The 23,772-nt window shown below is 51.7% G+C and carries 23 protein-coding genes; 13 read left to right on the top strand and 10 right to left on the bottom strand.

What is annotated here, in order from left to right; translation table 11 throughout:
• Positions 1 to 46: 46 nt before the first annotated feature.
• The 3 genes from HX448_RS06840 to HX448_RS06830 all read right to left on the bottom strand — a co-directional run bounded on the left by HX448_RS06840 (position 47) and on the right by HX448_RS06830 (position 1,101).
• Positions 47 to 247 (bottom strand): hypothetical protein, encoded by a 201-nt coding sequence (locus HX448_RS06840; RefSeq protein ID WP_102330008.1) that lies wholly within the window; start codon positions 245 to 247, stop codon positions 47 to 49.
• A gap of 243 nt (positions 248 to 490) precedes the next feature.
• A complete protein-coding gene (locus HX448_RS06835) occupies positions 491 to 733 on the bottom strand; it encodes a glutaredoxin family protein (RefSeq protein WP_102330009.1) in 243 nt (80 codons plus the stop codon).
• Between the two features lie 113 nt (positions 734 to 846).
• On the bottom strand, positions 847 to 1,101 hold the full coding sequence (locus HX448_RS06830) for a Smr/MutS family protein (protein ID WP_102330010.1): 255 nt from the start codon (positions 1,099 to 1,101) through the stop codon (positions 847 to 849).
• Between the two features lie 92 nt (positions 1,102 to 1,193).
• Here HX448_RS06830 and HX448_RS06825 point away from each other — a divergent pair, with 92 nt between their 5' ends.
• The 8 genes from HX448_RS06825 to HX448_RS06790 all read left to right on the top strand — a co-directional run bounded on the left by HX448_RS06825 (position 1,194) and on the right by HX448_RS06790 (position 10,374).
• On the top strand, positions 1,194 to 1,454 hold the full coding sequence (locus tag HX448_RS06825; RefSeq protein ID WP_102330011.1) for a SemiSWEET family sugar transporter: 261 nt from the start codon (positions 1,194 to 1,196) through the stop codon (positions 1,452 to 1,454).
• A gap of 177 nt (positions 1,455 to 1,631) precedes the next feature.
• Positions 1,632 to 2,312: a response regulator transcription factor gene (locus HX448_RS06820; protein ID WP_102330012.1), complete on the top strand. Its 681-nt coding sequence runs from the start codon at positions 1,632 to 1,634 to the stop codon at positions 2,310 to 2,312.
• 203 nt (positions 2,313 to 2,515) lie between these two features.
• Positions 2,516 to 2,863 (top strand): response regulator, encoded by a 348-nt coding sequence (locus tag HX448_RS06815; protein WP_102330013.1) that lies wholly within the window; start codon positions 2,516 to 2,518, stop codon positions 2,861 to 2,863.
• Between the two features lie 271 nt (positions 2,864 to 3,134).
• Entirely contained in the window at positions 3,135 to 3,947 is an 813-nt protein-coding gene (locus HX448_RS06810; protein ID WP_102330014.1) for a radical SAM protein, read from the top strand.
• A gap of 112 nt (positions 3,948 to 4,059) precedes the next feature.
• Positions 4,060 to 5,622, top strand: coding sequence for a reductive dehalogenase (locus tag HX448_RS06805; protein ID WP_226846681.1), 1,563 nt, complete (start codon positions 4,060 to 4,062; stop codon positions 5,620 to 5,622).
• 93 nt (positions 5,623 to 5,715) lie between these two features.
• Entirely contained in the window at positions 5,716 to 7,188 is a 1,473-nt protein-coding gene (locus tag HX448_RS06800) for a B12-binding domain-containing radical SAM protein (RefSeq protein ID WP_162485825.1), read from the top strand.
• Between the two features lie 2 nt (positions 7,189 to 7,190).
• Positions 7,191 to 8,675 (top strand): B12-binding domain-containing radical SAM protein, encoded by a 1,485-nt coding sequence (locus HX448_RS06795; protein WP_162485826.1) that lies wholly within the window; start codon positions 7,191 to 7,193, stop codon positions 8,673 to 8,675.
• Positions 8,676 to 8,844: 169 nt separating this feature from the next.
• Entirely contained in the window at positions 8,845 to 10,374 is a 1,530-nt protein-coding gene (locus tag HX448_RS06790; protein WP_102330018.1) for a reductive dehalogenase, read from the top strand.
• Positions 10,375 to 10,500: 126 nt separating this feature from the next.
• On the opposite strand, the gene HX448_RS06785 is transcribed toward HX448_RS06790, so the two are convergent.
• The 3 genes from HX448_RS06785 to HX448_RS06775 are packed head-to-tail and all read right to left on the bottom strand — an operon-like array spanning position 10,501 to position 14,605.
• Positions 10,501 to 11,655 carry a M20 family metallopeptidase gene (locus HX448_RS06785; RefSeq protein ID WP_102330019.1) on the bottom strand — a complete coding sequence of 385 codons (1,155 nt, stop codon included), beginning with the start codon at positions 11,653 to 11,655 and terminating at the stop codon, positions 10,501 to 10,503.
• A 46-nt stretch (positions 11,656 to 11,701) separates the two neighbouring features.
• Positions 11,702 to 12,583 (bottom strand): PAC2 family protein, encoded by an 882-nt coding sequence (locus HX448_RS06780; RefSeq protein WP_102330020.1) that lies wholly within the window; start codon positions 12,581 to 12,583, stop codon positions 11,702 to 11,704.
• Between the two features lie 42 nt (positions 12,584 to 12,625).
• The gene (locus HX448_RS06775; protein WP_102330021.1) at positions 12,626 to 14,605 is read right to left on the bottom strand and encodes an ABC-F family ATP-binding cassette domain-containing protein; all 1,980 of its coding nucleotides are present in this window, start codon (positions 14,603 to 14,605) and stop codon (positions 12,626 to 12,628) included.
• Positions 14,606 to 14,755: 150 nt separating this feature from the next.
• Between HX448_RS06775 and HX448_RS06770 the strand changes: the two genes are divergently transcribed.
• The gene (locus HX448_RS06770) at positions 14,756 to 16,006 is read left to right on the top strand and encodes a PQQ-dependent sugar dehydrogenase (protein WP_102330022.1); all 1,251 of its coding nucleotides are present in this window, start codon (positions 14,756 to 14,758) and stop codon (positions 16,004 to 16,006) included.
• A 58-nt stretch (positions 16,007 to 16,064) separates the two neighbouring features.
• Here the strand turns inward: HX448_RS06770 and HX448_RS06765 are convergent, their stop codons facing one another.
• The 4 genes from HX448_RS06765 to HX448_RS06750 are packed head-to-tail and all read right to left on the bottom strand — an operon-like array spanning position 16,065 to position 21,518.
• On the bottom strand, positions 16,065 to 17,666 hold the full coding sequence (locus HX448_RS06765) for a TAXI family TRAP transporter solute-binding subunit (RefSeq protein ID WP_102330023.1): 1,602 nt from the start codon (positions 17,664 to 17,666) through the stop codon (positions 16,065 to 16,067).
• Complete coding sequence (locus HX448_RS06760; protein WP_162485827.1) at positions 17,663 to 19,735, bottom strand: TRAP transporter permease; 2,073 nt, start codon at positions 19,733 to 19,735, stop codon at positions 17,663 to 17,665. Before HX448_RS06760 ends, HX448_RS06765 begins: the two co-directional genes overlap by 4 nt.
• Before the next feature lie 56 nt (positions 19,736 to 19,791).
• Positions 19,792 to 20,895 (bottom strand): radical SAM/SPASM domain-containing protein, encoded by a 1,104-nt coding sequence (locus tag HX448_RS06755; RefSeq protein ID WP_102330025.1) that lies wholly within the window; start codon positions 20,893 to 20,895, stop codon positions 19,792 to 19,794.
• Entirely contained in the window at positions 20,892 to 21,518 is a 627-nt protein-coding gene (locus HX448_RS06750; RefSeq protein WP_162485828.1) for a helix-turn-helix domain-containing protein, read from the bottom strand. Before HX448_RS06750 ends, HX448_RS06755 begins: the two co-directional genes overlap by 4 nt.
• 148 nt (positions 21,519 to 21,666) lie before the next feature.
• Between HX448_RS06750 and HX448_RS06745 the strand changes: the two genes are divergently transcribed.
• The 4 genes from HX448_RS06745 (at position 21,667) to HX448_RS06730 (ending at position 23,606) form a co-directional block, all read left to right on the top strand.
• The gene (locus tag HX448_RS06745; RefSeq protein WP_102330027.1) at positions 21,667 to 22,173 is read left to right on the top strand and encodes a sirohydrochlorin chelatase; all 507 of its coding nucleotides are present in this window, start codon (positions 21,667 to 21,669) and stop codon (positions 22,171 to 22,173) included.
• Between the two features lie 197 nt (positions 22,174 to 22,370).
• Positions 22,371 to 22,742, top strand: a complete 372-nt coding sequence (locus HX448_RS06740) for a DUF2089 domain-containing protein (protein ID WP_102330028.1) — start codon at positions 22,371 to 22,373, stop codon at positions 22,740 to 22,742.
• A gap of 128 nt (positions 22,743 to 22,870) precedes the next feature.
• A complete protein-coding gene (locus HX448_RS06735) occupies positions 22,871 to 23,149 on the top strand; it encodes a hypothetical protein (protein ID WP_102330029.1) in 279 nt (92 codons plus the stop codon).
• Between the two features lie 10 nt (positions 23,150 to 23,159).
• Positions 23,160 to 23,606, top strand: a complete 447-nt coding sequence (locus HX448_RS06730) for an SHOCT-like domain-containing protein (protein WP_102330030.1) — start codon at positions 23,160 to 23,162, stop codon at positions 23,604 to 23,606.
• Positions 23,607 to 23,772: the final 166 nt, after the last annotated feature.

Here is a 23,772-nt window from a genome sequence, read left to right as displayed (position 1 = left end):
CATCAAATCTTCTGGCAAGAATAGAGATCATTGGCGTGAACGACATTTATTTAGGGTCATCATCCTGGCGCTTAACCGCCACTTTGACGGCGGCCTTCTGGTCTTCCCGCACCCTCATGTAGAGCATCCACGCTACAGCAAACCCCATCAAAAACCAGGCGATCCCTAGGGCATAGTTGCCTTTTGACAGGAGATCGATCCCCAGTCCGTTTAAAAAACCACCGACGAGTCCAATCATCACAGGCATTTTGTTTCTCCTTTCGCAGAGTTCGCGCTTGTCCTTACCGTTTTTGATACACCAGAATCGTACCAATTGGATCGGCTTTGCGAAATTGGGAAACCTACCTGATTAAAGACGAGACCTCCCGTATTGTTGTTTAGGAAGTCTCGTAATCTTGATAAAATGAGGCTGTAGAAGTTGGCTGTAACGGTACTAAGTCCTTGGGACGATGGTACGGATAAACTCGTGTTTGGTTACTTAGTTCGATGATCAGGGACTGAGTTTCTTCTCCAATTCCGAATTAGAAGGTTCAACCAGGATGGAGCCATCCGGAAAGACAATCGTGGGTACGCTGCGGTTGCCCTTGTTTATGCGTTCCACCTCGGCTGTGGCAGCGGGGTCGGTGGCGATGTCGATCCACTTGAACGGGATTCCCCTGCTGTTGAGGAAGCTCTTCGCCCGGTAGCAATCGGGGCACCAGGTAGTGCCGTACATGATAATCTCGTCAGCCATCTCTGTTTATCCTGTCTTCGTGAAGGTGTCCAACACGTCCACTGTATATGCCGGAGAACTTTCGGTCAATTGGTACAAGTACGTATTTTGATTTTGGGGACCGCAAGTGAGCTTTAAAACCGGAAATGCACGAAGATGCGCCCGAAGTTTTTGTCATCCTTCTCAATCCGGTGGTACAGCTTCTTTATCTCTGGTTGGGCCAGGAACCTGAGAACGTGTTTTTTCAACTGGCCGGAGCCCTTTCCTGGGATTATCTCGACTATTGAAACTTTTTTTGCCACCGCCTCGGAGATCACCCGGTTGAGTTCAGATTCGATCGCCGCGCCGCGATTGTAGATGTCATGGAGATCCAGCGCCAACTTTGCCAAGGTTCCTCCGTTAGTAAGTAAATTAAATTATTGTATAATGCCACGTTACATAAAGACAAAGACCCCATGAGAAACAAAGGAGAAGCGTTCGAATGTGGTATGTGGTGGGCGCCATTGCGGCCCTCTTGACGACCTTTGGTTTTGTTCCACAGATCATCAAGATGCGGCGTACCAGGTGCGTCAAGGATATCAGCCTCATGACTCTGGGCCAGTTCTTGATTGGAGTAACCATATGGGGCATTTACGGCATCCATTTGGGAGATGTCGTTATTATTTCCGCCAACATCGTTTCCTTTATCATTCTGGCTATCGCTATCGCCCTTTATTTGTACTACCGCCGTATGGGTGGTTAACTCTTAATAAGCCTTTCCGTGGCCCTCAATGTTATCGGTATTAATATTGCAAATGATGTAATTGAGAGAATTAGTACCGTTTCAGTCAAAAATAGGTAGCAATACGTATTTGTCCTCACCTGCACAAGACCTAAAATCAAATTGCTAGATCGGATTCTTGATCAGCAAAGGGGACAGATGCAAGTACTCGTTATCGACGGTGATCCAGAATGTACCGAAATCATCGGTTCAACTCTCAAAATCCCGTGGCCTGATGTGAGTGTAGTTCCATGTTCTTCAGGCGAAGAAGGATTGGACCTGGCGGAACGGGAACGTTTTGATCTTGTGGTCACTGATCTCAAACTGCCCGATATGAGCGGTTTCGATTTCCTGAAAAGACTGGTACTTTTCTCAATGGTGCCCATCGTCGCCGTCAAAAACGATTTGAACGAAGTCGATCTTGTCCGCTGCCTGGACATCGGCGCCGATGAATGCCTGACCAAGCCGATCAAGCAGATCGAATTCATCGCCCGGACCAAAGCCCTTCTGCGGCGGGTACGTGGGCGAGCTGAAAGTCAATCACTGGTCAGTGGTTTGTTGCGTTTGGATGCCTTTATCCATCGGGCATATTTCATGGGGCGGGAAGTGCCTTTGACCCGGGCAGAAAATATCATCCTCCAGCACCTGATGCGCAACTGCGGCCAGGTCACCTCTTATCGCAGCATCGCACGTGAGCTGTGGGGTGAGGACTACCCCGGCTCAAGCAAAGCCATTAGGGTATATGTTGACCGCTTGAGAGCCAAGCTGGAGGCTGATGCCCGGTCGCCCATGCTGGTTAACGAGAGAGGAATCGGTTTCCGCTTGATTTCTCCGTCGTAACCGGAACAAACGTTAGCCAAACAAGGCTCTCCGAAAGGAGAGCCTTGTTTTATGAAGATTGTTACCTTTCGTGTCACTTGGTTTTTTTACGTGTTTGTTAGTGCCAATTATGCTTCTTACAGTTTTTTTACTGTTGCAAGCTGTTGCCGGGTGCGTGGGTGTGTTCATTTAGACTGGTATCAATCAGGGAACGCGAGGGGAAAATGGACATACTCGTTGCCGAAGACAATCGTGACGTCTTCATGGACATTAAAAGGACCCTCGAAAGGAGCATATCAGGCGTTAAAGTCAGCACTTGGCCTGGACAAGGCGGTATTGATTCCGCCGGATTGGTCATTGTCGACCTTGAGCACAATGCATCGGATGAGATTTTAAGCGGCCTCAAAACCCGGCCCGGCGTTCCGGTCATTCTCCTCGCAGATCACAACGGCAGTGCGGAGCGGCTGATTGGAGCCCTGGATGCCGGAGCTGACGACTACCTGTACAAACCACTGGATAAGATCGAACTACAGGAACGGGTGAAAGCAACCCTTTGGGAGGCGAGACAATGATTATCGAGCTTGGGATCTTCATTTTCATGGTGGCGATTTCTTTAATTGGCGCGGATCGTCTGCGGGCAGAGCGAAGCTAGTTGGAATTTGGAGTTTGTATCTTGGAATTTCCGTCATTATCACGGCAAGCCTTGCGGTGGGGGAAACCGGGGTGTCCGGATTGTTGCGACCGATCCGGTATAAAACGCTGTGAAACCCCTCCCGTGGGCCTCCCCGGGTGTAATCGGGTTTCACCGCAAGGCTTGCCGAATAAACAACAGGTGAGGAATTGATGCTAACCATGGTTTATAATATCGCCTTTGCCGACTCGATTAAGCAGGCTTACCTTCATTTCCGCGGCTGCAACATCGCCTGCCGGGGCTGCATCCTTCGCAAGATTCCCTTCGATTCCATGCTTGACCGCAACATGGATCTCTATCTGGCGGAACCGGACGGTGAAGCCTCGATGCCCAACCGGTTCATTGATTTCGACGGGGTTATCGATACCTTGGTCGACCTTGAAGCCAGGTCGGTCCTCTTTGAAGGCCAGGAAGCCTCCCTCGATCCGGCGATGCCGTTGATCGCCGAAACACTGCACCGCAGGCTTTCAACGACGAATATCCTCCTCACCAATGGGCTAAACATGCCGGATCTGGCTCATGTCGACAGAGTGGCCTTTGGATTGAAGGCTTTCGATGAAGATCTCCATATTGACTATACCGGGCATTCTAACCAATTGATCCTCAAGAACTTTAAGCGAATCTACGATTCCGGAGTGCCTATGCTGGCAGAAACTGTAGTCATCCCGGGCTACATAGACTCGGAAGAGATCGAAAAGTTAGCCAGGTTCATCGCCTCAATTGATTCAGGGATGCTTTATCACCTCGATGCCTATTCAAGGGTCGCCGATAACCCCTGGCCCAGGGCGACCGTCGAAGACGTTGAAAAGGCTGCGTTGGCCGCTCGCAAGCACCTCAACAATGTTCATTTCCTGCGTGACGCCCCTAGGGAATTCAGCGTTAGGAGCATTTTCCCCACTGAAGCTGAATTGGATTTTGCCGAACAGCCTAGTATCAAGAGTGCCAGGATACCAGTGCTGGTTTAGCGTTTGAGAGAAATCGGGAGGATAAAAATGACGGTTGGCTTCCGGGAAAGACCGGATGACGGTGGGAAAGACAACACGGTTTATTAATTGAAAGGAGAAAAACAGAATGTCTATGTTTCACAGTACTGTGAGCCGCAGGCAGTTCATGAAAGCCCTCGGCTTGGGTGGCGCCGGTGTAGGCGTCACATCCCTGGTTAGGCCCGTTTTTCACGATCTGGACGAACTCATATCAGATGGTGCCGCCCATTCGGGACGGCCATGGTGGGTCAAAGAGGTCGATAAACCGACCATCGATATCGATTACAGCCTGATGCACCGGCACGATTCCACTCTCCAGGGGCAATCATCTTACATGCGTGCCTACTACCTGGGTAAAGACCGCGTGCTGGCCAGTGCGACCACTGGTGCGGCTTACGAAAAAGCCCAGATCGCCGCCGGTAAGCCTGGCTGGGACACACGATTTCAGGCTCTGAATAACGCCTATAAGCGGGTCGCCGCAGCAACGGCCCCAACTTGGGCTGAAACAACCGTTCCTGCCCCATCAAAATCACCGGCGGAGCGCGGCGAGCCGAAGTGGACCGGTACACCAGAGGAAGGCACTCTGTTGCTACGGACTGCCATCCGCATGTACGGCGGCGAATTGATGTATCCGGTAGAGATGTCCCAGGAAGATAAGGACCACGTTGTCTTTGCCAATAGCGATAAGGCTAATGGTGACCAGTATATCGATGCCTGGCCTCCGCCTGCCACAGCTGCCCGACCGATAGTGTTCGAAGCCGTGGATCAGCCATATTCGACTACCACCAAACTCGTGATCCCATCAAACCAGGATGTTTTCGAATGGAGCATGACCATGGGTGGCGCTAACGAGTTGTGGCGGCTGGCGCCTACGCCCTGTGGCAGTTTAGCCAACGCCAACACGTTTAACAACGTAGCTAACTGCCATGCGTCTACCTATAGTTTCCTGAGGTATCTCGGCTATTGGATGATAGGCGTTATCGGTAATGATACAACTTATATTGGATCAGAGGGGGCGGTCGCTGTCCTATCAGGACTTGGTGAAGCTTCCCGCCAGCAGCTTTATACCTTAACACCGGAAAAGGGTGCTCCCGGCCGGCTTTATACCCCTGCCACCAATCTTCCCATGGCCTCCAGTAAGCCAATCGATGCTGGTCTTTTCCGTTTTTGCCACAGCTGTCACAAGTGCGCTGATCACTGTCCGCCTGGCGCTATTTCCCAGGCTAAAGAACCCACCTTCGAACGTGATGCAGCCACTGCCGGTAGTCGTGATCCTGCGTCACAACCGGGTTATGCAGGCAAGACTGCACGGTGGTCCGTCGATGGGACAAAAGCCTTCATTCAGGACAGCCCGTTGTGCCGCCAGTTCGGTCTTGAGACTGGCCGTTGCCTGGTGTGCTGGGCGGAATGTACCTTTACTACCAATCGCGGCTCCCAGATTCATCAGGTCATCCGCAGTGTCATCTCCAATTTTAGCGCTCTGAATGGTCAAGCCTATAAGCTCGGTGATCTCTTTGGTTATGGCGCTTGGCCTCGGACTGCTCCTGATAAGATCGACCATTTCTTCGAGTACGATCTGCCGGTCCTTGGTCAGGATTCAACCATCCCTGCCCATGATGGTGGTTATAGCAAATGGAAGAGTCCTCCATTCCTATAATCTGGCTTTGGTTTGTTGGTTCCGGGAGAATCCTCCCGGAACCAACAAGTAACATCCGGACAGCGCGGCCCAAACCTGATGGAGGTAAATAGAATGAAAGTCCTGCTCGTCACCTCGGCTACCCCGGCTTATCGGCAGTATTACTCGCAGGCATACACCAACCTGCCCAACGGCCTGCTGTATATTGCCTCTGCCTTAGAGAGGGCTGGCCATGAGGTCCGGATCTACGACGGTTTCGTCGACGAGCGGGAGCCGAAGGATTTTGTCGCCTTCAACCCCGACCTGATCGGTTTTTCGGTCATCACCGGGCCCAACCTCGAGGGCTCGGTAGCCCAGTCCAGGGAATTCAAATCGCTTCTGCCGGAAGCCACGATCGCCTGGGGCAATGTCCACCCTTCTATCATGGTGGAGCAGACACTGGCTGAAGATTCCGTTGATTTCGTTGTTATCGGCGCGGGTGAGTTTACTCTGCTAGAACTTCTTGAGCACTTGAGAATCGGTTCCCCTTCTCTCGACTCTATCAAAGGTCTTGCCTTCAGGCGCGATGGCAATGTTATCGTCAACGAACGCCGCGAGTTCATCAAAGACCTGGAATCCATGCCGGACCCGGCCTGGCACCTGGTGGACGTCAAGAAGTATTCCGTTATTGGCTTAAACACATCCCGTGGCTGCGCTCACCACTGCGCCTTCTGCTACAACAAGACCTACAACCAGGGATACGTCGGCTTCCTCGGTGCTGAGCGGATCATCTCCCAGATAAAGCACCTCAAAGAGAAGTACGGAGCGAAGTACATCCGCTTCAACGAAGATAACTTCACATTTAATCGGAAGAGACTACGCGAGCTCTGCAGACTCCTCATCGAGGAGAAACTCAAAATCAACTGGAGTTGTGATTCAAGGGCTGATCTATCCGACACCGATATCGCCTTGATGAAGAAAGCTGGCTGTGTCGCCGTCGGTCTTGGCCTTGAGACAGGATCCCAGCGGATGCTGGACTTCATTCAGAAAGATATCACCGTGCCTGAAATGGAGAAGACTTTCTGGAGCTTGGTTAAAGCCGGGATTCGTACCTCTGTCTACATCATGTACGGTTTCCCCACCGAGACCGTAACTGATTTTCAGGCTACTCAAAGAATGCTGAAGGACCTCGATGATCCCTACTATATGTACAACCGTTTCGTCCCCTTCCCCGGCAGCGTCCTCTTCGATTACTGTGTCAAGCACGGTCTGGTCACCCTTCCCGAGAAACTGGAAGGCTGGCCGGAATACCTCATGAGATTCAGCAACCAGATCAACATCTCTGAAGTACCGGAGGAGATGTTGAGCGAGGCCGCCGCTCACTGGAGAGCGACCTACGCTGTCCAGCGTTTCCGCTTTACTCTGAAGCACAACCCGTCCTACTTCCTCACCGCCTTCACTGATCCAAAGAAGTTTTCCAGGGAACTCTGGGAGCTTGTCAAGTACCACACCCAGGTCAACGGCTTCTACAAGGTGGTTAAAAAGAAGCTCTCCGGTGAAACCAAAGAGCAGACGCTTGTTCCCGTCGCTGCAACGACAAGGAGGTAATGATGAAAGTCTTACTGGTTAACGCCGCCTCGCCGACCTATCAGGCTTATTACAACAAGGCTCGCTGTACCCTGGCTAATGGCCTCCTGTACATCGCCGCCACACTCGAGCGGGCAGGCCATGAGGTGCAGATCTACGACGGATTCGTCGATGAGAGGAAGCCTGAGGATTTTGTGGAGTGGAAACCTGCCCTCATCGGCTTTTCGGTGATCGCCGGGCCTTACCTCGAAGGCTCCATCCTCCAGTCGAAGCAGTTCAAGGCATTACTGCCCGATGTTAAGATCGCCTGGGGAAATCTACAACCCACCGTCCTCCCCGCCCAGTGTGTTATAGAGCCATATGTTGATTTCGTCGTCATGGGCGCCGGCGAGTACACCATGCTCGACTTGGTTACACATCTCGAGACTGGGACTCCTGCCCTCTCCGAGATAAAAGGTCTTGGCTATAAGGTGGACGGCAAGCCGGTTATCAATGAGAGAAGGCCTTTCATCAAGAACCTCGATGAACTCCCTGATCCTGCCTGGCATCTGGTCAAGATGGAGAGGTATTCGGAGATCGGCCTTTCAACTTCAAGAGGGTGTGCTTACAAATGTGCTTACTGTTACCACAGTGCCTTCGACCGGGGATATGCTTCAGAGCTTTCAGCAGAAAGGGTCGTCGAGCAGCTTGAGAGAGTGCAGAAACTTTACAATGCCAAGTTTGTCCGCTTCAACGAAGACAATTTCGCCTTCAACAGAAAGCGTCTTCGCCAGGTGTGCAAGATCCTCATCGAACGCAAGAACAAGGTGAAGTGGGCCTGCGAGTCACGTGCCGACCTATCTGAAGCCGACATTATCCTGATGAAAAAAGCCGGCTGTGTCGCCATGGGTCTTGGACCCGAGACCGGCTCCCAGAGGATGCTGGACTTCATCCAGAAGGGTATCTCTCTTGAGCAGATGGAGAAGACCTTCTGGCTCCTGACCAAGCACAAGATCAGGATCGTCATTTATCTTATCTATGGCTTCCCGACGGAGACAGTGGAGGATATGAAATCGACAAGATCCATGCTCGACCGGCTGGATAACCCGGCTTATCTCCTATCTCGCTTCATCCCCATCCCTGGCAGCGTGCTCTATGACTACTGTGTCAACAACAATCTTATCAAGGCACCCCAGAGCTTGGAAGAGTGGCCGGAATTCATCGTTTCTCACGGCCACAAGGTCAATTTGAGCCAGGTGCCCCAGGAGATGATCGACGAGTATGTCGCCCATTTCAACCATACCTACGCCAAAGTTCGGTTCATGTTTACAGTGCGGCATAATCCGGCCTATTTCCTGCTGGCTTTCACCAATCCAGCCAAACTCTACCGGGAGATGAAGGAACTCCTGAAATACCACTTGCATATGAATAAGCTGCAGAAAATCCGCAGAGAACAATATGCCAGCGTGTTCAACGGCAAGTCTGTATCGCCTGAGCCCGCGTCCCTGAAGCCGAGATGTTCTACCTAGACCCAGGAAGTAAATACCATACCCAGTGCTCTGTGGAGGTGGCTAGTTCGTATTCCACTATTGGGTGAATATAGGAGGAAGTAACCAATGTACTGGCATTCGGGAGAGACCGGAGGGTATTCGGGAGAGACCAGAGGGAGCCGAGAAAAATCATAAAGGAGCAAATTGAATGTCCATATTCCATTCAACATTAAGCCGTCGGGATTTCATGAAGTATGTAGGACTTACTGCAGTTGGAACAGGAGGTGCAGCTGCGATAACCCCGGTTTTCCATGATATTGATGAAGCAATCGTTTCGAACTCAAATGGTTGGAAAAGACCTTGGTATGTTAAAGAGCGCGAATTGGGGAACCCCACAATAGAGATTGATTGGTCACAAACCACCAGGTACGACGCTCGAGAGACAGCCCATGTTACCCATGCTATGGCTCAGTATTACGGGGCTGACCAAATCAAAAATGTATTAGCTACTAGCGGCGTGGGGATTATGCAAGGTAAATGCCGAAAAGACGCGGTAACTCAGGGCCAAAAGGGATTCAATCTCCGGGACAACGCCCTTCGCCTCGGTGCAGCTGTCTGGGCTACAGGCAGTTGGACGGGTCCTACGGTAACCGGGCCGGATTTTTATGGCTTGCCACGGTGGAATGATTCCCCGGAAAACAATTTGAGAATGCTTAGAGCGGCGATGAATTTCTATGGTGCTGCGGCAATCGCCGTTAGCGAGTTTTCCGAAAATGAAAAGAAGTTGTTATGTTCATGGGATAGGGGTGGTGCGACATTTAATGCAACATATATCGATCAATGGCCTCCGCCAATCACAGTGTCTCGCAAAATCGAAATTGAGAATGTTGACCAAGGTTATGTGACTCCCGAGAAGTTCGTTGTTCCAAATAACCCCAAAATGTTTGTCGTAGGTTTCACGATCCCAATGTCGCGCGATGCTTGGCGATGCAACCCTTCTGCGGTTCTTGACGCTGCGAACATCAGTCGGTATCGCCTGCGTGGCGACGTAGAGAATTCGGCTCAAGCGTTCATTAAAGCGTTAGGTTTTCAATGTCTGGGTTTGGGACCATACCCTCTGTTGGCAGCCCAAGCGTCGGCGGTACTCGGTGGAACCGCTGAACTTGCGCGCAACCATTGTGTTGCTATTAGCCCAGAGCGAGGTCCAATAGATGGTTACTACGAGTTCATGACTGATCTACCACTTGAGCCAACCCATCCTATCGATGCAGGATTAAATCGCTTTTGTCATTCTTGCCATAAATGCGCCGATTTCTGCCCACCCCAAGTTATTACTTACGATAAGGAACCATCTTGGGATCCCCCACAAAAAGCATTCGAACATGAACAAGGCATCCCGCCTCGGACGAGCGCCCCAAACAAATGTGCCGGAAGGGGTAAAAAGGTATTTTGGAGCGATTCGCCGGCTTGTAACTATTACAATGCTTATAGCGGGCTGCCTGCCCAATGCGGAATGTGCATGTCTACTTGTACCTTTAACGTGAATACCGGTGCCATGGTGCACCAGGTTGTAAAAGGCATTGTAGGTACGACTGATATTTTCAATGGTTTGTTCTATCAGGGTGCCAAGACCTTTGGGTACGGAGCTTCAACCAATAAAGTAGATAGTTGGTGGGCGCAGGATTATCCAGCTTATGGTTATGACACAGTGGCTGGCTCCCACAATGGAGGCTATTGACCTAAGGTAAAATTCGCCTATATCGAAATAAGAGGGATTAAATCACTTGTAACCTGTTTGTCAAAACTGGTTTAACCATACCTTAATCGCCTTCAAATCGGGAAGAATCATTCCTCTTCCCGATTTTTATTCGCTAAGATATCGGGCTACTATTTCTCCCAGGTCTTCTACATCCTTCAAATACACGAATTCGTCCTTTCCATGGATGTTACACTCGGTACGGATCACGCCGAGACCGAAATCTTGACCTTTCCACTCATCGTGGACGATGATGCCCATATCGCCGGAACCCATTTCGCCGAATTGCCCTGTCGTTCCCATGACTTCCTTGATCAGCTTTTCGAGCCGCTCTACTGCCGGACCGCTGGCAGGCGGGACGGTGGGCACCCGCAGACCATAAGAAATTTCCCAGCGGATGTCCTTGAACTGGTTAAGTAGGTCTCGGATTTCCTTGTCCGCCTCCTCGAGGCTTTCTTCAGGAATCAGGCGGCGGTCAATAGTTATCGTGCATTCATCGGGCACGATGTTGGCTTTGAGCCCGCCATGTACCATATTGATGTTCAACCGCGGCTCCATGAACTTAAGCCCGGTGTCCGGGTGTGCCGGTACGGCCGATTTCTTAGAAGTTACTTTGGATTTAAGCTCCAGCAAAGAGTTCATAACTCTCACGGCTTGTTCTATCGCGTTAACCCCGAGGTGGGAAAGCCCGGAGTGGACCGATTTCCCCGCGATCTTTATTTCCATTTGCAGCGCGCCAAGCCCCGCGACGGCGACTCCCCCGGTGTTGGAATCAAGAGACCAGACGATGGAATCCTTCACTGGTTCAAGGTACCGCCTGAGAAAGCGGATCTGCCCCGACTGACTGAGTTCTTCATCGGTTGTTATCATCACGGAGACATCGTATTTGAATTGAGAGTTTTTGATCTTCTCGAAGCCGATCAGCAAACCGATGATGCCGCCCTTCATATCGGCGCTGCCGCGTCCGAACATTTTTCCCTCTTCGACACGCGGTTCGAAAGCGGGCCATCCTTGCGCGGGTACGACGTCGACATGACCGTAAAAAATCAAGCGGGGTTTGCCCGGCAGTCTCCGGTGCCCGATCAATGCTAATCTGCCGGGGCGGCCCTCGCAGAATTCGGGTGGAATATCAACCAATTCGGTGTTGAATCCGGTGTCTTCGAAATGCGGGACAAGGTATTCAAGTGCTTTGCGGTAGTTATTACCCGGCGGCACTGTTGTATCGATAGCTACTAGTTCAGCCAGCATCTTTACATAATCCATGTGGGGGTCTCTTTCATTGGTGTTTAATTTTAGGTTTAGACTGCAATTAACTGGCTTCGAAACCGCGGCTCATATCCTGAAGAAACTTTTCTATCTCCGGTGATAAACGGACCTGTTCCCGGTTTTTAATCCGCGCATCGTAATTGTTTTCCAGTTGGGTAAGCATAAATCTAAGCTGCGGGTGCTCTTTAAGGAAAGCCTCAGCCATCGAATTAACCTGGTCATTTTCCTCTTTGGCTTTTTCAACGTCGACTACGGGAACAGGGATACCATATAGAGATTCACAGATTTCAAGCAGCGGTACCTCGCCACGGTGGTCGACAGGGAGTGGGAGGTAAATGGGCAGATGGACGACCAGGCTTAAGGTTTCTATCCCCAGCTTCTTGGCCTCTTGAGCCACAAGGCTCATTATCGAGGTGGGACCTTCATAGTTGCTCGGGACGACCCCCGCGACCTCGATGCTGTTTTGCAGCCACTGGCTGCTGGCTGAACCGGTAACGAATGGTGGCCGGGTATGGGGCAGCATCTCGTACATTGAGCCTAAAAGGCAATAGCGTTTCACTTTGAAATGCTTGAAGAATTCCAGGATGGATTCGATGTACGATTCCGATCTGGTATGCGGTTCGGGCGCCCGGAGCAAGATAAAGTCGTTTGAGTCAGTTTTCCCGAAACGGGCGGTGGCATTTGGGATATCCAGACGAGATCCGCCGTCAACCAATGAGACCGTCGGACGGTAGCGGGTAAAATCGAAAAATTCCCCTGGAGACGATAGCTTGGCCAGGGGCTGAGCGTCGGTTAGTTTTTCGAGGTACTCGACGGCTAACCTGGCGGATTCGCCGGCATTTAGCCATGGCGGGATGGTCACAATAACATGCGGGTTCTTCAGTTCAGGGACCGGATCGATCGTATCGAACAATCCAATTTTCATACTGTTATTTTATCACTAATACAAAAATGGTCAGCTCAAGGCCTAATCTAGGGCGGCCAGCGCGTTATTGAGACTGGTGTGCAGTTCTTCCTCTTCGCGTATCAAGTTTTCCCACTCGCTGGTTCGTTCTTGCATGTTCGCTTTAAGCGTCTTGTGCCGTTCGATTCTGGCAACAACTGCCTGGGAGTCTCCATAAGCCTCGGGTTTAGCAAACTCTAGTTCAATTCCCGCTAGTTCGGATTCGTCCTGTTCTAGTTCTTCTTCGATCTGGGTAATCCGGTTTTTGAGTGGAGTGAGTTTTCGGTTGAATTCGTTCCTGATTTCTCCGGCTGCCGCTCTCCGGCGCCGCGGATCGACTGCTGGCTCTGTAGAAATTACGTGTTTTTCAGATTGCGGTGAACCTGTCGTTGAAATGGATGAGGCCGATTCCATGTGATATAGATATTCGTAGTAAGTGCCCGGATAGACCGAGACCTGTCCGTTTCTGATGTCGATAATTTTATTGGCCGTTTGGCTGATCAGAGTGCGGTCATGGGTAATGAAACACAGAGTGCCCTTGTAGCTTTCGAGGGCGTCGGCCAGGACTTCCCGTGATGCGATATCCAGGTGATTCGTCGGTTCGTCCATCAGTAAAAGGTTAGCCGGTTGGGTCAGCATCTTGGCAATAGCCAACCGAGCTTTTTCACCGCCGGAAAGCACTCCGACCTTTTTCTGGACGTCGTCTCCGGTGAATAAAAAACCCCCGAGGATCGACCTCAGCCGCTGTTCCGTTTCCAAGGGTGCTACCAAGTTCAATTCTTGAATAACGGTATTGTTGCTGTCCAGCAGATCGAGCTGGTGCTGGGCATAGTAGGCTGAAACGACGTTGTACCCAAGATGCCGTTCGCCTTTTTCAAATGACAGAACGCCCGCCAGGATTTTTAGCAGGGTGCTTTTACCGGCGCCGTTTGGACCGATCAAAGCGACCCTGTCGCCGCGCCGGAGAGAAAGGTTCAGATCCTTATAGACGACATTGTCTCCATAGGCTTTGCCCAAATGCTTTAGGGTAATTACCTCTTCACCTGAGTGTGGTGGATCGGGGAAGCTGAATTTTATCTTTTTTACCAGTCTGGGCACTTCGACCCGCTGGAGTTTATCCAATGCTTTGATTCGAGACTGCACTTGCTTTGCTTTGGTGTTCTTGTATCGAAAACGTTCGATGAATCTGGTCTCTTTTTCGATCTTGACCGCCTGGCGGCCGGCTGCCGCTTCCAATCCTTCGATTTCTCTTTGCCGTGCCAGGACAAAAGCGTCGTGGTTTCCCGCATAGACCTTTGCTCTTTCGTTTTCGAGCGAAACTACCCGTCGAACCACCCGGTTCAGAAAGGCACGGTCGTGGGAGGTCAACAGGGCCGCGCCCTGGTAGTTGGCGAGATAGTTCTCGAACCACAACTGTGTTTCAAGGTCAAGATGGTTTGTAGGTTCGTCCAGGAGCAGCAGGTCCGGATTCTGGAGCAGGATTTTGCCTAGTTCCGCCCTCATTATCCAGCCTCCGGAAAACGCGGACATCGGTCTGAAGAAATCGCTCTCCTTAAACCCCAATCCTGTCAGGATCATCCTCGCCTCGTGCTCTACGTCGTAGCCGCCGCTTGTTTCAAAGCGGTGCTGTAATTCGCCAAGTTCTTTCAGCAGGGGTTCCAGTTCCTCTTCATCTGAGTTTTCGGCTATCTCTTCCTGTAATACCCTTATTCGATGTTCGAGTTTCGCCGTGTGTATCGCTGAGGCCGCCACCTCTTCGAGCAGCGGTTTTGCTGATTGATTGTCGATTTCCTGCTTCAGGTACCCGATGGTGATGTCTTTGGGTCGGGTGATCGTTCCTCCATCAGGTGGGTTTTCATCCGCGATCAAGGAAAACAGGGTAGTCTTTCCAGTCCCGTTGGGTCCTAAAAGAGCCGTCCTGTCGCGTGCGCCTATATGGAATGTCACGCCGCTGAAAAGGTTCCGGGCGCCGAAAGACTTTGAAATGTTATTTAGGGTGAGCATTGAAACGAATAATTATAGCTTTGAAATGATAGTTTGGAAAATCCGCAGTGACCCGGATTGGTGAAATTAGGTACTCATACGGATTGCATAATACGAAAAACCAGTATAGGTTGAATTGGATGAATTTTTCTCTGAACGGAGGGCACTCCGATGAATTCAAAAGCCGATACTCAAGCACAAACCACCGAGATATCGCTTGAACTGCTTTCTTCCGGTTTTACCTCACCCATAGCTTTGGTTGAACTCCCTGATGGCCGTGGGAGGTTTCTCGTTGCGGATCAAACCGGAAGGATTTCAATTGTTCAACCGAATCGTGACCCGGCGGTTTTATTGGATTTAAAACCGAGGATGATTCGCCTTAATGCCGGTTATGATGAACGGGGATTGTTGGGGCTGGCTTTGCATCCCCGGTTTGCCGAAAACGGGAGGTTCTTTGTTTATTACTCCGCCCCTCTCCGCGTGGGAGCTCCGGCCGGTTGGGACCATACCAGTCACATCTCAGAGTTCAATGTTACTACAGCGGGTTTCGATATGGCTGATGTCGATTCCGAAAATATCATCCTTGAGGTCGATGAACCGGAATTCAACCACAACGGCGGGCAGATCACTTTCGGGCCTGACGGGTTTTTATATATCCCGCTGGGGGACGGCGGCGGAGCTAACGACGTCGGTCGCGGCCACGTGCCGGGAGGCAATGCCCAAAACACCGATACTCTTCTCGGGAAAATTTTAAGGATCGACGTCGATGGTGGAAAACCTTATAGCATCCCCAAAGACAATCCCTTCGCCAATGGCGGAGGCCGGCCGGAGATCTTTGCCTGGGGTCTCCGTAATCCTTTTCATATTTCCTTCGACATGGGAGGCAGCCGTGAACTTTTTGCCGGTGATGCCGGTCAACACCAGTGGGAGGAGGTCGACATCATCGTCAAAGGAGGCAATTACGGCTGGAATTTGATGGAGGGCACCCACGGTTTCGATCCCGGCGACCCATGGAAGTTGATCACTTCAACGCCACCGAAAGTTAATGATCAGGGGCGACCCCTGATCCAACCCATGATCGAATATCAGAATGCCTCTTCCGGCGGCCTCGGTTCATCGGTTATCGGCGGTTATGTATACCGGGGAAAATCGATTCCAGGGCTTGACGGAACTTACATCTTCGGTGACTACAGCGATAATGGCGATAATCCGACGGGTAAGGTGTTCGCCGCCCGACGCCCCGCTGGAGGCGAAGCCGCGTGGCCTTTTGGGGAACTTATGATCAAGAATGGCCGGGACGGGAGGCTGGGCACGTTGCTTCGATCATTTGGGCAGGACGCAAATGGAGAAGTCTATGTCCTGGCATCTGATAACGCCGGTCCTAGCGGCAAAACCGGTAAGGTCTTTAAGATCGTTCCTTAACCACGGACCAAATTACGAGGAGACATCGCGTGAAACGACGCTCCTCGAAATGCAGTAACTAGATTACCTTTTTGACCGCAAGCGTTGATGTCTGGCCGTTCAGAACGGCGGTGAAGGTGAAAGTCGCTTCCCCGGATGGTACATGGGAATTGATGTTCCACGTCCAGGTGATCCGCCCGTCGGCACCGGCAGTCTTCTTGTTATCCGTCGGGAAAGTGCTGTTCGTACCGTTGGGCATGGTAAACAGGATGGTGACTTCGGCGCCGGGGGTGGTTTTGATAGTAACCGTCACATCGTCACCCGGGTGAGCGTCAGAAATGTCGACACTGATAGGGATTGCCGACGCGGTTATCGTCGGGGGAGGGGCAGTTGTCGTTGGGGATGGAGTCGTGGTGGTCGGGGGGGCGATGTATCCTCCTGGCAGCGTTATTGCGGCGTCCTGGGTCAAACTGACGTGCATGCGGAGCAATGGGATGGCGTTGGTCTTTTTGTAGTTCTCCCAAAATTCGATCCATACGCTGTTCGAGGCTTTGATGTCGATTCCTTTGGAGGTGGCCTGTTTCATCGCGTCCTGGTAGCTGGTAACATATTTTTGGAAGAGAGTGATATTCGTCTGGTTGCGTTTTTCGTAGTCCGCGTTCCAGACGCCTTTTTCTTTGAGGTATTTGATCAGGCCGGGATGCACCGGCATGAAGGTGGTCTGGAGGGCGCTGAAAACATCCTGGAAAGTCATATTGGTGTTTGAAGCGTAGCTGTCTTTGTAAGATGAGTAGTTCTCGTCGAGCCATTTGACCAGGCGGTAGATCAGTTCTGCATCGGTGCTGGTGTCTGCTGCAAGGTACTTATAGCTGGAAATCGCCCAGGTGCCGATGGCGCTCGCCGGTCCGGCGGTGATCGGGCTGAAATCATACATCGGGCTTATGGCCAGGAATGCCGCGGCTCCCTTGGGGTTGTCGGCTGGTTTCATCGACAGGTATCGTATCCCGGACGGAGCCGCCGAAGCCTCCATTACCGCCGGAGTCACCGGGGCGGCCATAGCTATATCAGCGCGGCCTTCGACCACCGCCCTCGGGCAGGCATTGTAATCGCCCGTGTTCACCCAGACAATGTCTTTCTGGTCAATTCCGGCCCAGGCAAACAGTGAAAGGAAAGGCGACATTGTAGCGGATTGATTGTTCCAGATAGCAATCCTGGTTCCGGGTTTGATGTCTTCAGGTTTGTACATGTTGGAATTGCCACGGACCATGAACCCGGTGGAAGCAAGTGAGTCTATCCACACCATTCCAGCCATCCATGGGCCGCCGTCGGGCATGGCGTACTCGTTTTTAGCTTCGATGTCGTCAGCAAGTGTAACCTTGTCGCACTGTGACAACACCATCTTGCCGGCTTTCATATCCTTATAAGTATTCGTCCAGGCAGCCTCGGTGACTACCCTGATCAAGGGCCCGTTCAGCCCGCTTTGCATTGCCGAAGCCCAGGAGACCATCTTTGCTTGTCCGGAGTCGCCGGTAGCGGCAAAGAGCAGGGCGTCAGGCCAAGTAAAAGCGGTCCCGGCAGGGGACGTCGAGTTGTAAATCGAGTTCCCTCCACAGCCCGATAACAGCACCGCCGACAATAAAACCGCGGCACCGCCAAACAATTTACGTAAGATTGGATTCATCTCTCATCCTCCGCCAGACTTGCTTGGGGGATACTAACTTTTGGGATTTGAACACTTTTAGCGCGGTTGGATAAAACCGTGATGGAGATAGTCGCTAGACTGATGATTACTCCCGCGCCGAACACTGCCGGCTGAGGGAAGGCCAGGGAGAAGCCGCCGAGGATAAGAAGCAATCTTGCAACCCTTTTGAGTTCTCCGGCGCCCACCAGGTATCCCGCCAGCCCTGAAGACAACAGCCAGACGCCGATGAAGGCCTGGGCAAAATGGATGAGCGTCTGCCACCACGGAGTGTAAATGATCAGAAGCGACGGTTGTAATACGTAGAAAAACGGGATGAAGGCCAGCACCGCGCCCATGCGGCAGGCTATCCAGGCAGTCTTCATCGGGTTGGCGCCAGCGATATTGGCGGCGACAAATGCATTTAATGCCACTGGTGGTGTGATGCCTCCAAGGTTGGAATAGGAAATAATGAACAGGTTGAGGCCGATGATGGAAAGGCCTCCCGCCGCCTGAAATTCCGGGGCAGTTTTGCTCAGGGTCATGATCGCCGGCACCGCAATAATCGCCAGAAAGATGTAAGCCGTCCGTTCCAGTCCGAAAGTGCCCATAACAACACAGAAACCAAGGCAGATGAATAGGATAAGATACAAATTATCGCCGCCTAGGCTGATGATCCATGCCGCCAGCCCGGCAGCTACCCCGGTCTTGAGGAGACCGACAAGGATAAGACCCATCCCGATGAATATCGCAACAACGTAGTTTACCAGGCCGGCGGTTTGTACCAACCCGGTTTCTACACTTTTCCAGGCGCCTCCGAAATTGGTTTTTATCGGGCTTTGACCCTGTTTTTTTGGTGAGATTCTGCGTACAGCCCATTGGAAAAGCTGAAGTGCAATGACCACGCCTGTGGCGTACACCGGGGTTATCGCTCCCCATCTCATGTACACCAGACCGAAAGCCAGGACCCCTAAACCTGCTATGTATACCCAACCGTCCCGGATGACGCGCCACCATTTAGGCAGGTCTTCACCATTCGATCCCTTCAGATTATTCCGTGCGGCATATCCATCGACCTGTACCAGCAGCCCGAGGTAGAACAGGACTGAAGGAAGGAAGGCGGCGATAACAACATCGGCGTAGTCGACGCCGAATATTGCAACCATGAAAAAGATCAGTCCTCCCAGCACCGGCGGCATAGAATCGCTGCCGGAGGAGGCACAGGCCTCGATCGCCGCCGCGTCCTCCGCTTCGAACCCGGATTTTTTCATCGCTGGGATGGTGAAGGAACCCGTACCGGCAATGTTAGCCATAGCGCTGCCGGTGATGCTGCCGAAAAAGCCGCTGGCCAGTACTGCCACCTTGGCTTGACCGCCTCGTACTTTGCCCATTAACGAGGTAGCCAGGTTCATGAAGAAACTGCCGCCGCCCATTCCCATTATCAAGCCGGCGAACAGGAAGAAACCGAGGATAAGTTCACCCAGCATCTGTGCCGGAATGCCGAGCATCCCGTTGGCGCCGAAAGCGAACGAACTCACGATCTCTTTGAATGGGAAAGAAGCACCATAGAAAACGCCGCCGAAATGGGTCGCCAGGAAATGGCTTGAGGAAAACAATGGGTAGATGATCGAGAAAACCAGGAGAGCCGCGAGTCCCCACCCGCCGACTCTTCTCCCGGCTTCGATGACCAGCAAACTTATGGTAACTGCAGAGGCGAAAACCCAGTTATTCGGTGGCGAATCCCAATTGTGGTAGGTGATGTCGTTGATGTTGAACATGAAGAAAATGATTATGCCAACCAGTGTCACGCCCAGAATATAGTCGTACCACGGTGGAGCTTGCCTATTCTGTTTCTTGGTGGCGCCAAGGCCGATGAAGATGTTGAATCCGAGGATGGCGTAGAGGAGATACGAATAGATCGTGCCGGCAAGGATATGGCCGAAAATAGGTATGGAAAACCAGTGGATGACGAACAGTGTCGAGGCAATGACCGGCGCCAGAAGAAATATTACCTTTACCGGCTTTGGCATGTAGTGATAACGGGAAAGCCCGCCTTGTCTGGGCTCCGTCATTGGCTTTGACTTTTCTACGGACGTCATAGTTACCTTCGGTTTCTCTTCCGCTTGATTTATACGGTAACCGCGACGTTTCCCGTCGGCCTATAAACGCAATAAGGTTCAGCGGCCAGGTAATCGCCGCTGGTCTCGTAGGCGCGCGCCCGGCATCCGCCGCAGACCGTTTTAAACTCGCAGCGTCCGCATTTGCCTTTAAGTTTAGAAAGATCCCTAATCTCACGAAAAAGGGGAGACTCATTCCAGACTTCAGAGAAGGTATTCTTTTTGATGTCGCCGGCCTCGATATCCAGGTAACCGCAGCCTTGGACCTTCCCTGTGTGGGAGATGAAGCAGAAACCGGTACCCGCCAGGCAGCCGCGGGTGTGGGCGTTCATCCCGTGATGGGGTGACGGTTGCCCCTGGTTTGGCCGGTGCCCGTGCCCGAAACTGACGCTTCCGCCGCACTGCTTGACGATCCTGTAATAATGTGGGGCATCGGTCGGTTTGAAATTAAACCGATCGCCAAGCTCTTTTTGTTTCTGGTAGATCCACTTGAGAGTGGCTTCATAATCTTCGGGCGATAGTTCCTCTTGAGCCAGGCCTTTACCTCGGCCCGTAGGCACCAGCATAAACGGATGGAACGCAGCCACGCCGAGGTCAAGGGCTAGATCGACGAGTTCAGGCAGATATTCGGCGTTTTTTCTGGTCACCGTCATATTGATCTGGACTTCGATCCCTGCTTCTTGGGCATTTCTGATGCCGGCGATAGCCGACTGGAAAGCCCCCCTTGCTCCACGGAATTCATCCTGAAGGTCTGGAGTCGGATAATCCAGGCTGATGCTGATGCGGGATAAAGGCACGGATTTCATCTTTTGAGCAATTGCCCCTGTGACCATTGTGCCGTTGGTCCCCATCACCACCCGCAGACCTTTTCCGATCGCGTACTTGCCGATATCGAAGACATCCTCGCGGAGAAGCGGCTCGCCACCGGTAAGGATCAGGATCGGGCTCCCAACTTCAGCGATCTGATCGACCATCTTGAAACACTCTTCGGTCGACAGTTCGCCTTCATATCCGCCGCTCTGTGCCGATGCCCGGCAGTGGGCACATGATAAATTGCAGCTTCGGGTGATTTCCCAGGCAACCAGCTGGGGTCCGGATGCGGTTTCGATGTTCAATTGTGGGTTTCCTCATCAATGTTTGCGGACTGTTCTTCGCGGGCTTGAACCAGGGAGATAAGAGCCTCATCGATGGCTCGGTCGATGAGCGGCATCGCCTCCGCCATCTGCCGGTCGGTGATCTCGCCTCGTTTCATCATATCGAACGTGGCGGTCAGCATCGGCTGCCTGTGCCGGATGAAAGCGCTGACTGACGCCACCAGGGGCATATTGAGTTCCCCGGTCAATTCGCCGTAGCTCCTTCCGATTTCCCTGGCTGCGGAGAAGGTGTCCTCCGGTTTGGAAGGCTTGGTCAGGCACTGAGTCAATAATGCCAGAAGTTGCCTGCCTAGAGCTGCGAACCGGTGTTGATCGGCTTCATCCAGGTGCGTTCGCCACGGACCAGCGCCGATCTCTCGATGCACCGCGGCCGTACCTTCGAGTTTTTCGGTCAGGCTCTTGATACCCAGGCGTTTCTGATTGAGGCCGATGAATTTTTTAAGTTCGGACCTTAGGTAGCGCCGGTGACCCCCCGGGGTCACGAAAGCTTTTATCTGGCCTTCATCGGTCCAGGTGCGTAACGCCGGTTCGCTGACTCCCAGGATTTCGGCGGCTTCGCCTATCGTAAGCAGGTCGTCATTCACGACGTAAAAATCTGTAAAAATCTCATAGAACCTAGTATAAACTAAATTAAGAACGACTTGAAATGAGTACACTTACGTAATTGTGGTTGCCAAAGACACTTAAATTAGCCCGGTTGAGGTAAAACAATTTTGTGTTAAGATGTAACTCATGAAAACATTGATCGTTCTTGTGATGCATGGCGCCCCTCCCACCGATTTCCCCCGCCAGGAACTGTCCGAATTCTTCGTTATTTATGGCAGGATGAAGCGTGAGGGCGGTCATGGTACTGCAGTTAACCCCAGGTACGCCGAGTTGGAAGAAAAGATCAAGAATTGGCCTCGCACCGCCGCTAATGACCCGTTCTATACGGCATCAGAGGCTTTGGCTGCCGAGCTCTCGCAAGCCACCGGGTTCAAAGTGGTTGTAGGCTACAACGAGTTTTGCGCTCCGGATGTCGCGACCGCTTTAGAGATTGCAGCAGATGAAGGCGCGGAGGAAATTGTTGTTGCTACTCCGATGATGACCAGGGGCGGCGAGCATGCCGAAGCAGAGATCCCCGCCACCATCAGGATCTTTCAGGAAGATCACCCTAAGATAAAAACAGTATATGCCTGGCCTTATGACAGGGCTGAGATTGCCGCTTTCCTCAAGCAGCATATCAGCCGGTTTATCTAGATTCTTATTAAGTAGGAAAAAAGGCTTCGACTTGTGTCGAAGCCTTTTCTGTTTATCCAGCGGCAGCCTGTATGACTTCAATAAAATCAATAAAAATAGACTAGATAATAAGAATAATTTAAAATACTATTGACAATATCAAAAAATGGGCTATAATAAGTTCATAAAGTTAAAGTCGGCAAAAACTGGAGTTAAAAATGATCAGAGAATGGACGGAACTCACAAGACTCACCGGCGGTAGCTCCATCGTTGTGGAGAAGGTGAGACTGGCTGATTCCGGCATCGCCATCGAAGGCGAATTCGCTTTGCCTCGCCTGGCTCAGCTTGAAGCTGACGACCAGGTCTTCGTCATGGCTTTCGTCAGCGCCCATGGCTCCCTGAAAGATATGGAGCGGATGTTCGGCATAAGCTACCCAACTGTAAAGAACCGGCTGGACAAGCTTGCCGGCAAACTCAAAATGGTGGAGTTTACACCGGCGCCTGAGCCTGAAGTGGATAAGGAAGACGTCCTGGGTATGCTTGAACGTGGCGAAATCAACGCCGAAGAGGCTGTTAGGAGGTTGTCATGAGAGGCGGCTGCGGTTGCTTTGGTTTCCTGCTTTTTGTGGTCTCAGTGATTTTACTGGTCTTTGTTCTGACCCACATCTCGGAGATCTGGCACTGGTTAGAAGGATTGTTCGCCTAAAGGAGGTTGAAAATGAACTGGCCGCCTCTTTTACTGCATCTCAGGTTGCCGTCGGGTGAAGGTTTCATAGGTCTTTGGCTTCCCTGGTTTTTGGTGTATCCGATTTTGCTGGTGCTGATGCTGATCGCGCTTCCATTCATTCTTATAGCAGCCATTTTCCTGGTGCCTGCCGGCCGGGCTCGTCCGCTTCTCATGGCTGGACCGTACATCTGGCGCTTGCTCTTTGCCATGCGCGGCTTGAAGATGGATATCCAGACCGGCGAACGAAAAATGTTGTTTGATTTTATTTAAGGAGAAATATATGTCTGATAATCGGAAGAAAATTCTCGAAATGCTCGATGCCAAGAAAATTACCGTTGATGAGGCGACTAAACTGCTCTCGGCGGTCGATCGTGGAGGCAGCTCGTTTTCCGATGAAAAACCTATCGATCAGATCCTAAACAGGGTCGGGCGCAAGATAAAATACCTCAGAGTGCTCATCGATAATCCGCACAGCCATCACGGTGAAACCCCTGAGAAGGTCAACGTGCGTGTGCCTGTCAGTCTCATCCGTGCAGGTATGAAATTCACCTCCTTGATACCGCGTGAAGCAGGAGATAAGGTAGAGGAAGAACTTCGCTGCCGTGGTATTAACCTCAACATCAAGAACATCAAGGATGAGGATATCGATGACCTGATAGAAGCCCTGTCCGAACTTGAAGTCGATATCGACGGCGGCGAAGGTAAAGTCCGCGTTTTCGCTGAATAGCCCGTCAGACAGGATGGGCAGGGAGGCTTTTTGAGATAGAGTCCAACCTGCCCATCCGGCCAGTTTAAAAACCCGCACCCCCTCCAGTGAAAATCCATTCTTACGGCAGTTATGGGTGAACTGTTACCATTTTAAGATATAGCCGAACAAAAAAGGGAGGAATTTA

Source organism: Dehalogenimonas etheniformans (assembly GCF_014672715.2).
In the GTDB taxonomy this organism is placed as follows: Bacteria; Chloroflexota; Dehalococcoidia; order Dehalococcoidales; family Dehalococcoidaceae; genus Dehalogenimonas; species Dehalogenimonas etheniformans.
Note: the sequence above shows the minus strand (reverse complement) of the source record. Positions and strands in the feature narration are given on the sequence as shown.